This is a genomic window from Allobosea sp. P5_A5 (genome assembly GCF_056400625.1).
In genome coordinates this window covers 298964-312547 of sequence record NZ_JBFUKY010000003.1, presented here as the reverse complement: position 1 = coordinate 312547, position 13584 = coordinate 298964, and the positions used below count along the sequence as shown (strand labels likewise).

The following is a 13584-nucleotide window of genomic DNA, read 5'->3' as shown; positions in this document are numbered from 1 at the left end:
GAACAGAGCTTAAGCGCAAGCTTGCCCTAAGGGCAGGCTCGCCACGGGCGACGCGCAGCCTCCGAGCCCGTCTTCATGTCTTCATCTGGCCTGCGCGGCCCGGCGCTCAACCGGTATTTCGGGGGCGCGGTCGCCGTCATCCTGCTGTGCTCGCTGGGCCTCGGGGCCAACGTCCTCACCGGCTACTATCGAATTTACGAGAACAGCGCGGTCGGGCTGCAAAGACTGTTGGCGTTTCGGACCGTCCTCGACGCCGCGCGCTCCGTCTCCAGCGAGCGAGGCCCGACCAATGCGGCACTGGGCCGTTCCTCGGTCGGGGATGCAGCCAGAGCCGGCAGACTCGCGATTGCCCGACAGGCGACGGACGCCGCGATCGCGGCCATCGATGCTCACTCCGTGCCCTCGGACGCGGTTGCGGCGCTGAAGGACCAGCTTTCTCGCGCGCGTGGCGATGCCGACCGCGTGCTGAATCGGCCATCTCCGGAGCGCGATCCGGCCGAGGTCGAGGGCCTCGTCAACGCGATGTTCGCCGCCTACGACCTGACGCAGCCGCTGATCGACGCCGCGACGAATGCGGCGATCACGAAAGGGGCCAATCTGATGGGGCGAGCCGTCACGGCTCGCATGCTCGGCGAGATGCGCGATCAATCAGGGCGCCTGGGCTCCTACATCGTCATCGCCATCGCCCAGGGCCATCCGATGACGGTCGAGCAGGGTCTCGCCTTCGCCACCACGCAGGGGCGGGTGTTCCAACTGTGGCAGCTCATCCAGCAGCAGGTCGCGATCGGCGGCTCCGCCGAAGTGATGGAGGCGCGCCGCGACACCGCTCGCATCTTCATGCAGGACGGGCTGCAATTGATCGCGGCGACGCACGACAGGATCGCGCAGGGCGCGAAAGACCTGACCACAGCGGGCTTCACGCAGGCCATCGTCCCAAACTTCAAGCCGATCGAGCAACTCCGGGACGTTTATCTTGACATGACGGTCGAGGAATTGCGGCAGCGGCGCGCCACAGCCGAACAGGCGCTGGCCTTCGCCTCGGTCGGGATCCTGCTCACGCTTGCGCTGGAACTGGTGCTGCTTCTGGCGAGCCAGCGCCTATTCTTCCGGCCGCTGCTGCAGGCCCGCGATGAAGTCGTGCGCCTGGCAGAGGGCCGGCTGGAGCGCGCCGTGGCTCGCCCTCTGCTCCGTGGCGAGATGCGCAGCCTGTTCGATTCGTTGGCCACCTGCGCGACAGGCTGATGGAGCGCGATCGCCTCGACGCCGAACGGACCCGGCTGGAGCACCAGCTGAAGCATCAGGCGGACACCGATGGGCTGACCGGCGTGCTCAACCGCGGCGCCCTGGAGCGGCTGCTGCCGGAGCTGACGAACGTCACCGGCACCATCGGGTTGATCCTGCTCGATCTCGACCGCTTCAAGAGCGTCAACGATCGCTATGGGCACACGGCAGGCGATACCGTCTTGCGCAGCACCGCGCGGCGGCTGAGCGCGGCCCTGCGCGACGGGGATGTGCTCGCCCGATTCGGCGGCGAGGAGTTCGCCGTCGTGCTCGTGGGTAAGTCCGCCGAGACCGTGGCCGCCATTGCGACCCGGTTGCGTCAGGTCATCGAGTGCGAGCCTTTCAGCCTGCCCAACCTGGCACTCATAGTGCTGACGGCCAGCCTTGGCACCGCGATGGCGACGTCGCGTCCCGGCCTGTGGCCCGATCTGCTGACGCTGGCCGACGAGGCGCTTTACAAGGCCAAGAGGCAGGGGCGCAATCGCGTCGTCGCCAGCGGCGACGACGCCTGAGGCGACGCTGCTACAGCAGCGTGCCGTGGAGGATGACCGCCGCCACGCCGAAATAGATGACGAGGCCGGTGACGTCGACCAGCGTCGCCACCAGCGGGGCCGAAGCGCTGGCAGGATCGAACCCCAGCCGCTTCAGCGCGAAGGGCAGCATCGAGCCCATCATCGAGCCGAAGGTGACGATGCCGATCAAGGCGCCGCCGACCGTCGCGGCAACCAGCATCCAATGCTCGCCATAGTCGTAAAAGCCGACCCATTGCCAGACCGCGATGCGCGCGACGCCGATGACGCCGAGAATCGAGCCCAGAACCAAACCCGACGGCAGCTCCCGCAGGATGACCCGCCACCAATCCTTCAGGCTGATCTCGCGCAGCGCCAGCGCCCGGATGATCAGGGAGGTGGCCTGCGAGCCGGAATTGCCGCCCGAGCTCATGATCAGCGGAATGAACAGGGTCAGGACGATCGCTTTCTCCAGCTCGGTCTGGAAGAATTGCATCGCCGAGGCCGTCAGCATCTCGCCCAGCAGCAGGATGGAGAGCCAGCCGGCGCGTTTGCGGATCATCCGCGCGAAGCCGATCTCGTTATAGGGCTCGTCGAGCGCTTCCAGGCCACCGAGCTTCTGCACGTCCTCGGTGGTCTCGGCGATCATCGCGTCGATCACGTCGTCGAAGGTGACGATGCCGATGACGTGATTGGAGGGATCGACGACCGGGACCGCGAGCAAATTGTACTTGGTGATGAGGCGCGCGACCTCCTCGCGGTCGGTCTCGGGCGTAACGCAGATCGGCTTGTGCTCGAAACCGGCGGAGGTGACGGGCGCAGCGGGATCGGCGCTGATCAGACGGCGCAGCGAGGCCGAGCGGACGAGCTTCTGCGTCAGCGGATCGAGCACATAGATCGCATAGACCGTCTCGCGCGAGCGCTCGACATGGCGGATATGGTCCAGCGTCTGCTGCACGGTCCAGCTCGACGGCACGCTGACGAACTCGGTCGTCATGATCGAGCCGGCGCTGTGCTCCGGATAGGCGGAAAGCCGCTCCAGCTCGGAATGGGTCTTGCGGTCGATCAGCGCGCCGATGCGAGCGCGGAACGGCTCCTCCAGCTCCTCGAACACATCGGCCGCGCGGTCGGCCGACATCGCCTGCAGGAAAGCGGCGGCGCGCGCCTCCGGCAGCAGCGAGAGGATGTCATGCGCGTCGGCCAGCTCGGGCTGGTCGAGCACCTCGACGGCACGCTCGAAAGGCAACTCCTGCAGGATCGCGGCGACGGCCGGATTGTCCTGCTCGTTCAGCGTCTCGACGATGTCGGCGACGTGTTCCTGCGCGAGCGTCTTCGCCAGCGTGACCGAGAGCAGGTCAGGGGCAAGGGTGGTATCGGTCATGGCTCTTATCCTTGCGAGCGGCCGTCCAGAGGCCGGTCGCAAGGCTGAGCCGGATCCCCGGATCAGCCGCGCAAGGCGGCAGCAGACGGCTTCGACTGTCGACTGGGACTGTCGGTGGGCATCGGGGTTTGTTGTCCTGTGAAAGCCGGCCGCACGGGCCGGCGAGGCAGCCAATGCACCCGGCCTCGCGTTGCGTCAAACAGTTTTTTCGGCGGTGCGAAACGTAGTGCCGCGCTTGGTCGCGGCCGGTCCGCCCGGTTATGGTGCGCGGATGGAATCGGCCCGCCAGAGGCCCGATTCTGCCGCTCCGACGCAGGACCGCATCGATGACCCTGACGATCTATGGTTGCTATCGCTCGCGCGCGACGCGCGTCATCTGGCTCGCCGAGGAACTCGGCCTGCCCTTCGAGCATGTGCCGGTGGTCCAAGCCTACCGGCTCGCCGATCCCCAGGCCGCGAACGCTCCGCTGCACACCCGCAGCGCCGAATTCCTGAAGGTCAACCCGAACGGTCACATCCCCAGCATCGACGATGACGGCTTCAAGCTGCACGAGTCGCTGGCGATCAATATCTATCTCGCCCGCAAGCATGGCGGGCCGCTGGCGCCGAAGGATGCGCAGGAGGAGGGCTTGGCGATCATGTGGTCGCTCTGGGCAGTGACCGAGTGCGAGACCCATGCGCTCAACCTTCTGCAACATCTCGTCGCTTACGCGCCGGAGAAGCGAAAGCCGGAGGTCGCCGAAGCCTCCCGAGCCGCGCTGAAAACGCCTTTCGCCGTATTCGATCGGGCGCTGGCCGAGGGCAAGGGCTATGTCATGGGTGAGCGTTTCACCGTGGCCGACATCAACGTGGCCGAGGTGATCCGCTATGCCAAGCCGGCGGCAGAGCTGTTCGAAGCCTCACCGCATGTGGCGGCCTGGGTCGAAACCTGCCAGTCGCGTCCGGCGTTCCAGAAGATGTGGCAGACGCGCGAAGCCGAGCCGGCCTGACACCGGTCACGTCGAGGCAGGAAACGGGTGGGAGCGGGCTCGAGGCGCAGTTAGTCCAGCCCACAAGCCCTCGTCCTGAGGAGCCATTCCACGGGAATGGCGTCTCGAAGGATGATTCAGGAATCTCCGGAAACATCTGGGGCATCCTTCGAGACGCCGCTTGCGCGGCTCCTCAGGATGAGGGCTGAGGGATATCCGCAAGGGCATCCCTGATCTCCTCTCCTATTCATCCGAGCCGCACCATGACCGACACCGCATCTCGCCCCGCCGCCATGGATGCGAGCGACTGGCTGCTCCTCCTGGTGCTTTCGCTGCTCTGGGGCGCCGCTTTCTTCTTCGGAAAGGTCGCGGTCGGGCAGTGGCCACCGCTCGCCGTGGTGTTCGCCCGCGTCGGGCTCGCGGCGATCGCCTTGCTCCTTGTCGTCAGGCTGTCGGGCCTGTCGATGCGCGTCGGCCCACGGCTTTGGCTCGGCTTCTTCGGCATGGGGTTGCTCAACAATCTCATCCCTTTCGGGCTGATCCTGTGGGGCCAGACGCAGATCGCCAGCGGTCTGGCCTCGATCCTCAACGCGACGACGCCGCTGTTCGGCGTCGTGGTGGCGCATGTCTTCGGCGGCGAAAAGGCCGGCGGCTTGAAACTGGCCGGTGTCGCGGCCGGCATTGCCGGCGTCGCCATGCTGATGGGGCCCGATGCCCTCGGCGGCGTGAACGGGGCCTTGCTCCCGCAACTGGCTTGCCTGGGCGCCGCCCTGTCCTATGGCTTCGCGGCGCTTTACGGCCGTCGCTTCCGAGCGCTGCCGCCACTTGTGACCGCGACCGGGCAGGTCACGGCGACGACGGTCATGACGGTCCCGCTTGTGCTGGCCTTTGCCCCGCTTTGGTCGCTGCCGATGCCGAGCCTGCCCACCGGGCTGTCGCTCGTCGGCCTCGCGCTGCTGTCGACCGCGCTGGCCTATGCGATTTTCTTTCGCATCATGCGGCGTGCCGGCGGGACGAATGTGATGCTCGTCACCTTCCTGATCCCGGTCAGTGCGATCCTGCTGGGTTCGCTCGTTCTGGGCGAGACGCTGCAGCCGCGCCACTTCGTCGGCATGGCCGCGATCGCGCTCGGACTGGCGCTGATCGACGGGCGACTTTTCCGGCGCGCCGGCACTGTGCCTGCGTGATTGTTGCCGCCGGCGGATTATTGTCGAAGGATTATGAATTCCTGTAGTGTCGACTAAGCGGCCGGACTCGTTCACGGCTCGACGACTGAGATATCGCGAGCAAGCGATACTGGGGGAACAGGGGACGGCTATGGATGTGCGGCAACTGCGATGCTTCATCGCGGTGGCGGAGGAGCTGCATTTCGGCCGCGCCGCGGAGCGGCTGAGCATTGCGCCGCCTGCCCTCTCCCGCCAGATCAGCGCGCTCGAGGACGAGCTCGGCGTCAATCTCCTCACCCGCACGACCCGTCAGGTGGCGCTGACCCGCGCCGGGCTGATCATGCTCGAAGAAGCCAAAGGCATCCTCGTCAAGATGGAGCAGGCCTCGCGCGCCGTCCGCGAGGCGTCGTTGGCCTCCGGCAAGGTGCTGCGCGTCGGCGCGATCGACGCGGCGTCATCGAGCTTCGTGCCAGAAGCGCTGATGGCGTTCCGCCAGCGCTTTCCCGGCACCGAGATCAAGTTCGTCGAGGCGATGACCACCGCGCTCGTCCAAATGCTGGAGGCCGGCAAGCTCGACCTCGCGCTTGTCCGCCCGCCGCGAAAGCCGACCGATTGCGCCTTCGAGATCCTGCGGGTCGAGCGGCCCATCGTCGTGTTGAACGAGAACCATCCGCTGGCCGCGCGCGAGCACGTGACGATGCTCGATCTCGTCGGCGAGCCTTTCGTCGTGCCCTCCAAGCGCGCGCGGCCTTACGCCTATGATCTCGTGATGTCCTATTTCGAGAGCGTCGGCACGGTGCCGAACGTCACCATCGAGGCGACCGAGAAGCCCGCGATGATGTCGGCGGTCGCCGCCGGCCTGGGCATGGCGCTGGCGCCGGACTGGGTGTCGCGGCTGAGCTTCCCGGGCGTGACGATGCGACGGCTGCGCGGCGCGCGGCTCGACCCGCCGCCGCCGGGCGCGCTGATCGGCGTCGCCTGGCGCCCGCAGCAGAAGCTGCCGCCGCGCGACGATTTCCTCGCCATCCTGCGCGAGAGCGTGACCCTGATCGAGGAGCGTCACGTCCTGCCTTACGCCCAATCCGCAGAACCGCCGCGACAGGCGGACCGACACGACGCGCTAGCCGGAGGAGCCTGATGAGCCTCAACCAGATCGAACGCGCCCGAGGTTTGCGCGTCCGCTCGACGCAGGACCTCGCCGGAGGCCTGTTCATGATCGCGCTGGCGCTCGGCGCCTATGTCTTCACCTGGGACCTGTCAGCCGGGACATTGCGGCAGATAGGCCCGGGCATGCTGCCGAAAGCCTTCGCCGCGATCTGCGGCGCGCTCGGTCTGCTGCTGGCGTTCTCATCGTTGCGGTATCAGGGCGAGGCGCTTTCCGGCTGGTCGTGGAAGGGCGTGTTCTTCGTGCTCGGCGGCGCCTGTCTGTTCGCGCTGACGATCCGGGGGTTCAGCCTCGGTCCCGTCGAGATGCCGGCGCTGGGGCTGCTCGTCTCCGGCCCGCTGCTGATCCTCTATTCGGGGCTCGCCGCCGACGATCTCGATTTGAAGCAGTTGGTGATCTTCGCGGTGGCGATGTCGGCGGCCTGCATCGGCCTGTTCAAATATGCGCTGAACCTGCCGATCCCGCTGGCGCCCTGGCTTCTGGGGATCTGAGCCAAGATGGATATGTTCTCCAATCTCTCGCTCGGCTTCGGCGTCGCGCTGTCGCTGCAGAACCTCGCTCTTTGCTTCGTCGGCTGCTTCGTCGGCACGCTGATCGGCGTGCTGCCGGGCGTGGGGCCGATCGCGACGATCTCGATCCTGCTGCCGATCACCTTCGGGCTCGACCCGACCGGCGCGCTGATCATGCTCGCCGGCATCTATTACGGCGCGCAATATGGCGGTTCAACCACGGCGATCCTGGTGAATATTCCGGGTGAAGCGACGGCGGTCGTGACCGCGCTCGATGGCCACCAGATGGCCAGGCAGGGCCGCGCCGGCGTCGCGCTGGGCACCGCCGCCATCGGCTCCTTCGTCGCCGGCTGCGTTGCGACGCTCATTATCGCCGCGCTCGGCGCCCCGCTGACCAAGATGGCGCTGCTGTTTGGACCCGCCGAATATTTCGCGCTGATGGTGATGGGACTGTGCTTCGCCGTGGTGCTGGCGCGCGGCTCGATCCTCAAGGCCTTCTGCATGATCATGCTCGGCCTGCTGCTCTCGACCATCGGCACCGATCTGGAAACGGGTCAGGAGCGGCTGACCTTCGGGATCGCCTCGCTGTCTGACGGCGTCGACTTCTCGGTGCTCGCGATGGGCGTCTTCGGTTTCGCCGAGGTGATGCGTAATCTCGAGGCGCCGGAGGCGCGCGATGTCGTTCGCAGCAAGATCGGCCGCCTGCTGCCGAGCTGGGACGACATCAAGCAATCGACAGCGCCTGTGCTGCGCGGCACTTTTATCGGCGGCATTCTCGGGATTCTGCCCGGCAATGGCGCGGTGCTCGGGCCGTTCGCGAGCTATACGATCGAGAAGAAGCTCGCCAAGGACCCCTCCCGCTTCGGCAAGGGCGCGATCGAGGGTGTCGCGGGGCCTGAATCGGCCAACAACGCCGGCGCGCAGACCGCCTTCATCCCGCTGCTGACGTTGGGCATCCCGCCCAACGCCGTGATGGCGCTGATGGTCGGCGCGATGACCATCCACGGCATCATCCCCGGCCCGCAGGTGATGACCCGCAACCCGGAGCTGTTCTGGGGCATGATCGCTTCGATGTGGATCGGTAATCTGATGCTGCTGATCATCAACCTGCCGCTTGTCGGCGTCTGGGTGAAGCTGCTGCAGGTGCCCTATCGCCTGATGTTCCCGGCAATCCTGATCTTCTGCTGCATCGGCATCTACTCGGTGAACAACCAGCCGACGGACGTCGCCTTCACCGCGCTGTTCGGCCTGTTCGGCTATCTGCTGATCAAGCTCGGTTTCGAGCCCGCGCCGATGCTGCTTGGCTTCGTGCTCGGCAAGCTGATGGAGGAGAAGCTGCGGCAGGCGCTGATCATCTCGCGCGGCTCGTTCATGACCTTCGTCGAGCGGCCGATCTCGGCCGGGCTTCTGGTCGTGGCGGTGATCGTGCTGGTGATCGCGCTGCTGCCCTCGATCTCGCGCAAACGCGACGAGGTCTTCACCGAATGACGGGGTTGCGGCCGGCGGCCGCCTCGTCCCAGGCTTATCGCCATATAACAATCAGGGAGAAATGCGCATGAAGAAACTGGTTCTCGGCCTCGCAGCCGCGGCGACACTCGCCCTCGCGGGGGGCGCACAAGCGCAGGGTTATCCGACGAAGCCCATCACCATGATCGTGCCCTTCGCGGCCGGCGGCCCGACCGACATCATCGCGCGCATCGTCGCCGACAACATGTCGAAGACGCTCGGCCAGCAGATCGTCATCGAAAACGTTGCAGGTGCCGGCGGCACCACCGGCATCGCCCGCGCGATCACCGCCGCGCCTGACGGCTACACCATCGCGATGGGCCATCTCGGCACCTTCTCGGCAGCGCCCGCGACCTATCCGGGCCTGAAATATGACCCGATCAACGGCATGCAGACGATTGGGCTGGCCGGCGGCACGCCGATCCTGATCGTCGCGCGCAAGACCTTCGAGCCGAAGGACCTCAAGGCGTTCGTCAGCTATGTGAAGGACAACAAAGACAAGGTGAACGAGGCCCATGCCGGCGTCGGTTCCGTCTCCTGGACGACCTGCACGCTGTTGAAGGGCGTTCTCGGCACGCCGAAGATCAACTCGGTCGCCTATCGCGGCACAGGTCCGGCGCTGAACGACCTCGTCTCGGGCCAAGTCGATTTCATGTGCGACCAGATCGTCTCGGTCGCCGAGCAGGTGCGCGCCAACACGATCAAGGCCTATGCCGTCGCCTCCGCCGAGCGTTCGCCGGCCCTGCCCGACGTGCCCACGACCAAGGAAGCCGGCCTGCCGGAGTTCCAGATCGAGGCTTGGAACGGCATCGCCGGGCCGAAGGACATGTCGAAAGAGGCGGTGGACAAGCTGGTGGACGCGCTGAACAAGGCCCTGAACGACGAGGGCACCAAGAAGCGCCTGCTCGATCTCGGCACCGTGCTGCCGACAGCCGAAGAGCGTACGCCCGCGGGTTTTGCCGCCCTCATCAAGCGGGATGCGGATAGGCTGACCCCGGCTCTCTCGGCCGCATCGAAGCAGTAAGCGCGCTAGAGTCCGGATAAATAGATGCGGCGGGCCGCAAGGCCCGCCGCATCTATTTAGACAGCTAGGACACTTGCGCCGCCGGAAGCGTTGCTCAAGCTGCCGACCAGACAAAACCCGAAAACCGCTCCGCTTTGAATCCAGTCTTTCGTTCCGTTAACATCTCGTGAGTGTCCGTTACGGAACCGTTTGCCCAAAGCGCAGTTATCCTCGCCGAAGTCCACTTCGAGAGGAGAGACCATCATGATCAAGAAGATTGCTATCATCGCGGCCCTGACCCTGGCCCCCGCGGTTGCCTTCGCGCAGAACCAGCCGTCTGGCGGCGCCGTGGGCGGCGCGACCAGCGGCGCAGCGACGGGTGCCATCGGCGGCGCGGTTGTCGGCGGCCCGGTCGGTGCTGTGGTCGGCGGCGTTGGCGGCGCGGTTGTCGGCGCGATCGTCGGCGACGCGGCTCAGCCTAAGTTCCGAACCTATGTGGTCGAGCAGCGCGTTCCGTCCTACACCTATGCGGACCCGGTCGCGGTCGGCACGGTGCTTCCGGAACAGGGCGTCGTCTATCACACGCTGCCGCCGGACTACGGCCCGAGCGCCTCGAATTATCGCTATACGGTTGTCAACGACCGCACCGTGATCGTCGAACCGCAGTCGCGCCGGATCGTCCAGATCATTCAGTGATCCAGCTTCGCATCGGTTTAGGCGGCACCTGAACCGGTCGGAAAGCCCGCTCCGCAAGGAGCGGGCTTTTTTGCGTCAGGACCTCCGGCCGCGCTCAGCGGGTCCCGAACATCCGGTCGCCGGCATCGCCCAGGCCCGGCACGATGTAGCCGTGCTCGTTCAGCTTTTCGTCGATCGCCGCGGTCCAGATTCGCACGTCGGGATGAGCGCCACGTAACCGAGCGATGCCCTCAGGCGCGGCGAGCAGGCAGACGAAGCGTAAATCCTTGGCACCACGCTCCTTCAAGCGCTCGACCGCGGCTACGGCAGAGTTGGCGGTGGCCAGCATCGGGTCCATCACCACGATCATGCGATCCGCGATATCGGACGGCGCCTTGAAATAATATTCCACCGCCTGAAGCGTGTTCGGATCACGATAGAGCCCGATATGGGCGACGCGCGCAGCCGGCACCAATTCCAGCATGCCATCGAGGAAGCCGACGCCCGCGCGAAGGATCGGCGCGAAAACGAGCTTCTTGCCGGCGATGACCGGCTGCATCGAGCTCATCAGCGGCGTCTCGATCTCGACCAGCTGGGTCGGCAGATCACGCGTCACCTCATAGCAGAGCAGCATGCCGATCTCGTTCAGCAGCTGGCGGAAGCTCTTCGTCGAGCGGTCCTTTTCCCGCATCAACGTCAGCTTGTGCTGCACGAGGGGATGATCGACGACGGTCACGCCGTCCCGTTGCGTGGTCATACAGTGGTCCCCTCTTGTCTCTTCAGCGTCTTTGGGCCGTCATTGCGAGGAGCGTCAGCGACGAAGCAATCCAGAGGGGCGTAGAGCGCTGGCCCTCTGGATTGCTTCGCGTCGCTCGCAATGACGGCATTACTGTCTAGAATACCGTGCCGTCGCTGACGATGGTAAGCGGCGGCCCGCCATCCACACGCTTTTCGCGGGCAATGCGCCGTCCGGCGGCCCAGGTGCCGCCTTCGAGCACCTTGGCGAGCGGCAACTCGTCGCGTGTGCGGCCGAGCCGTTCACGGACCAGCGTGCCGATCTCGTCGAGCAGCGCGACCGTCAATGCCCGCCACTCGACGACCAGAGGCGAGGCGACCTCGTGCGGCTTAACCCGATCGGCCTCGTCCTTTAGCGCGATCACGCCGATGTCGAGGAAAAGCCCGCCATTGCGATATTCGGGAAGGCCGGTCAGGTCGTCGATATCGACGACCGAGATTCCGGCCCATTGCAGCGGTTCGATCAGCGAATAGGTCAACCATTGCGAGAGCTTGTGAAACGGCACCAACCCCTCGGTGGCATCGCCGGGTGCGATCAGCGGGTGCCGCCAGGTATCGCCGAGCGGAATGCCGGCGGCGCTGAGCCGCGACGGCCAGATGCCGCCGAACGTGCCCAGAACCTCGCCCAACATAAAACCCGCGCGCACCGTACCGGTTTCGGCCACTCCAGCGAACCGATCGAACAGATCGCCGGGCCGGCTCATGCCATGCCGCTCCAGTTCCTCGCCCACCCGGTTCAGCAGCGCCGCACGGCCATCCAGCGCCAGCAGCGGATTGTCGTCTCCAGCCTGGAAGCCGGTTGCAAGCGCCGCCGCATCGAGCCGCTTGAGCGCGCTTGCGTCGGCTCGCAGCGGATCGGCCGGGTCCGCCGAAAACAGCCCGCTCTCGAACATATCGAGCGAGGCCAGAGCCAGCCCCTCCGACCGGCCGATCTCCTGGCCCGTGGCGGGATCGCGATAACGCCATCGCGGTCCCGCGCCGGCATCCAGCAGCACGCTGACGATGGCGAGGTCGTAAGCCGCACGCCCGCGAGCGCCCGCATCCGCGAAGCCCGCCGCCTGGTCCAGGCGCTTCCAGCGATCCTCGCCGGCCAGCATGAAATGGCGCCAGCGTGCATGGAAGGGGATGTCGAGCGTCGGGTAGTTCGCGCGAATGGTGTCGAGCACATAATCGGCGCAGGCCTTGAGCCGCTCCGGATGCACGGTGAAATGCAGCAGCCGTCCGTCGAGGCCCAGCTTCAGCATTTCATGGGCGCGCGCACGGACGGCGGCAGGCTTCAACAGGGCGCGGACCGCCTCGGGATTCCGGTCAGGCATCGGCTCGCTCAGAACTTGTCGAGGTCGCGGCCGACCGTGGCCTTGAGGGCGTTGTCGCCGGGCGTTCCATCCGGCGAATAATAGCCCGCCGCCTTCTTGGCCTCGATCTCGACCGAGGCATCGGGCGGGATCAGCTCCGGCGGGATCGCGACACGCTCGCCGATCGTGATGCCGCTCTCGACCATGGCATCGTATTTCATGTTCGACATCGACATCAGGCGGTCGATATGCGTCACGCCCAGCCAATGCAGCACATCCGGCATCAATTGCTGGAAGCGCGCGTCCTGAACGCCGGCGACGCATTCGGTTCGCTCGAAATAGGTCGCGGCGGAATCCCCGCCCTCCTGCCGCTTGCGCGCATTGTAGACGAGGAACTTCGTGACTTCGCCGAGCGCGCGCCCCTCCTTGCGGTTGTAGACGACGAGCCCGACGCCGCCGCTCTGCGCCTCGCGGACGCATTCCTCGATGCCATGCGTCAAATAGGGCCTGCAGGTGCAGATGTCAGAGCCGAACACGTCCGAGCCGTTGCACTCGTCATGAACGCGGCAGGCGATGCGCCTGCGGGGATCGGACAGGGCCGAGACCTCGCCCATGACATAGGCGGTGATCGAACCAATCGGGGGCAGGAAGACCTTCAGATCCGGCCGGGTGACCAGCTCGGGATACATGCCGCCGGTCTGCTCGAAGAGCGTGCGGCGCAGCTCGTTCTCGCTCGTGGCGAAACGTTCGGCGATGCCCGGTAGGTGCCAGACCGGATCGACCGCGATCTTGGTCACAGAGATATCGCCCGAAGCGTGCAGGATATTCCCATCGGCCGCGAGGCGGTGCGCGCCCATTGCCGCCAGGATTTCGGGCAGGTTGAGCCGCGCCTTGGTCACCGCGATGGACGGGCGGATGTCGACGCCCTCGGCGATCAGCTGGCTGAAATCCTGTGCGACGCTATGGCCGAACGGGTCGAGTGAGACGATTTTGTTCGGGTCGGCCCATTGCGGCTGCGGCGGAATGTCCGAGGTCGGATGCGTATTGGTGAGGTCCGGCCGCTGCGAGGGGTTCATGGCACGCGCGGAGATCGCAAGCGCGCGATAGACCGAATAGGACCCGCCATGGGCGCCGATGACGTTGCGGTCGGCCGGATTGGTGGTCGAGGCGATGATCGGGCCGCGTTCGGTGGCGGTGGCCGCGCCCCATCGCACGGGAAAGCGCGTGATCGCGCTGCCGGGTTCGGGATGGGAGGTCAGCCTGATATGGCCCGTGCGGTTCGGCGCGTTCATCGCGACTGCCCCTGCGATCGAAAGACGTGACGGACAAGA

Annotated in this window: 13 protein-coding genes; 9 read left to right on the top strand and 4 right to left on the bottom strand. The window is 66.1% G+C overall.

Going from position 1 to position 13584, the window contains the following annotated elements; translation table 11 throughout:
• The first annotated feature begins 75 nt into the window (after positions 1 to 75).
• Both AC1DR6_RS08335 and AC1DR6_RS08330 read left to right on the top strand, forming a co-directional pair.
• Entirely contained in the window at positions 76 to 1242 is a 1167-nt protein-coding gene (locus AC1DR6_RS08335) for a hypothetical protein (protein ID WP_476828727.1), read from the top strand.
• Positions 1242 to 1793, top strand: coding sequence for a GGDEF domain-containing protein (locus AC1DR6_RS08330; protein ID WP_476828726.1), 552 nt, complete (start codon positions 1242 to 1244; stop codon positions 1791 to 1793). Before AC1DR6_RS08335 ends, AC1DR6_RS08330 begins: the two co-directional genes overlap by 1 nt.
• Positions 1794 to 1803: 10 nt before the next feature.
• On the opposite strand, the gene mgtE is transcribed toward AC1DR6_RS08330, so the two are convergent.
• Positions 1804 to 3171, bottom strand: coding sequence for a magnesium transporter (mgtE, locus tag AC1DR6_RS08325; protein ID WP_476828725.1), 1368 nt, complete (start codon positions 3169 to 3171; stop codon positions 1804 to 1806).
• 326 nt (positions 3172 to 3497) lie between these two features.
• Between mgtE and AC1DR6_RS08320 the strand changes: the two genes are divergently transcribed.
• From AC1DR6_RS08320 to AC1DR6_RS08290, 7 genes are all read left to right on the top strand, one after another.
• A complete protein-coding gene (locus AC1DR6_RS08320; RefSeq protein WP_476828724.1) occupies positions 3498 to 4160 on the top strand; it encodes a glutathione S-transferase family protein in 663 nt (220 codons plus the stop codon).
• Positions 4161 to 4402: 242 nt separating this feature from the next.
• Entirely contained in the window at positions 4403 to 5326 is a 924-nt protein-coding gene (locus AC1DR6_RS08315; protein ID WP_476828723.1) for a DMT family transporter, read from the top strand.
• A 130-nt stretch (positions 5327 to 5456) separates the two neighbouring features.
• Positions 5457 to 6443 carry a LysR family transcriptional regulator gene (locus tag AC1DR6_RS08310; RefSeq protein WP_476828722.1) on the top strand — a complete coding sequence of 329 codons (987 nt, stop codon included), beginning with the start codon at positions 5457 to 5459 and terminating at the stop codon, positions 6441 to 6443.
• Positions 6443 to 6961: a tripartite tricarboxylate transporter TctB family protein gene (locus AC1DR6_RS08305; protein ID WP_476828721.1), complete on the top strand. Its 519-nt coding sequence runs from the start codon at positions 6443 to 6445 to the stop codon at positions 6959 to 6961. The genes AC1DR6_RS08310 and AC1DR6_RS08305 overlap by 1 nt, the downstream gene beginning before the upstream one ends.
• A gap of 6 nt (positions 6962 to 6967) precedes the next feature.
• Complete coding sequence (locus AC1DR6_RS08300; protein ID WP_476828720.1) at positions 6968 to 8467, top strand: tripartite tricarboxylate transporter permease; 1500 nt, start codon at positions 6968 to 6970, stop codon at positions 8465 to 8467.
• A 67-nt stretch (positions 8468 to 8534) separates the two neighbouring features.
• Positions 8535 to 9509 carry a tripartite tricarboxylate transporter substrate-binding protein gene (locus AC1DR6_RS08295; RefSeq protein ID WP_476828719.1) on the top strand — a complete coding sequence of 325 codons (975 nt, stop codon included), beginning with the start codon at positions 8535 to 8537 and terminating at the stop codon, positions 9507 to 9509.
• Between the two features lie 243 nt (positions 9510 to 9752).
• Positions 9753 to 10184, top strand: coding sequence for a DUF1236 domain-containing protein (locus tag AC1DR6_RS08290; protein WP_476828718.1), 432 nt, complete (start codon positions 9753 to 9755; stop codon positions 10182 to 10184).
• Positions 10185 to 10278: 94 nt separating this feature from the next.
• Here the strand turns inward: AC1DR6_RS08290 and upp are convergent, their stop codons facing one another.
• The 3 genes from upp to AC1DR6_RS08275 form a co-directional block, all read right to left on the bottom strand.
• Entirely contained in the window at positions 10279 to 10920 is a 642-nt protein-coding gene (gene upp, locus AC1DR6_RS08285; protein WP_476828717.1) for a uracil phosphoribosyltransferase, read from the bottom strand.
• 136 nt (positions 10921 to 11056) lie between these two features.
• Positions 11057 to 12274 carry a URC4/urg3 family protein gene (locus AC1DR6_RS08280; protein ID WP_476828716.1) on the bottom strand — a complete coding sequence of 406 codons (1218 nt, stop codon included), beginning with the start codon at positions 12272 to 12274 and terminating at the stop codon, positions 11057 to 11059.
• Positions 12275 to 12282: 8 nt separating this feature from the next.
• Entirely contained in the window at positions 12283 to 13545 is a 1263-nt protein-coding gene (locus tag AC1DR6_RS08275; protein ID WP_476828715.1) for a GTP cyclohydrolase II, read from the bottom strand.
• Between the last annotated feature and the right edge of the window lie 39 nt (positions 13546 to 13584).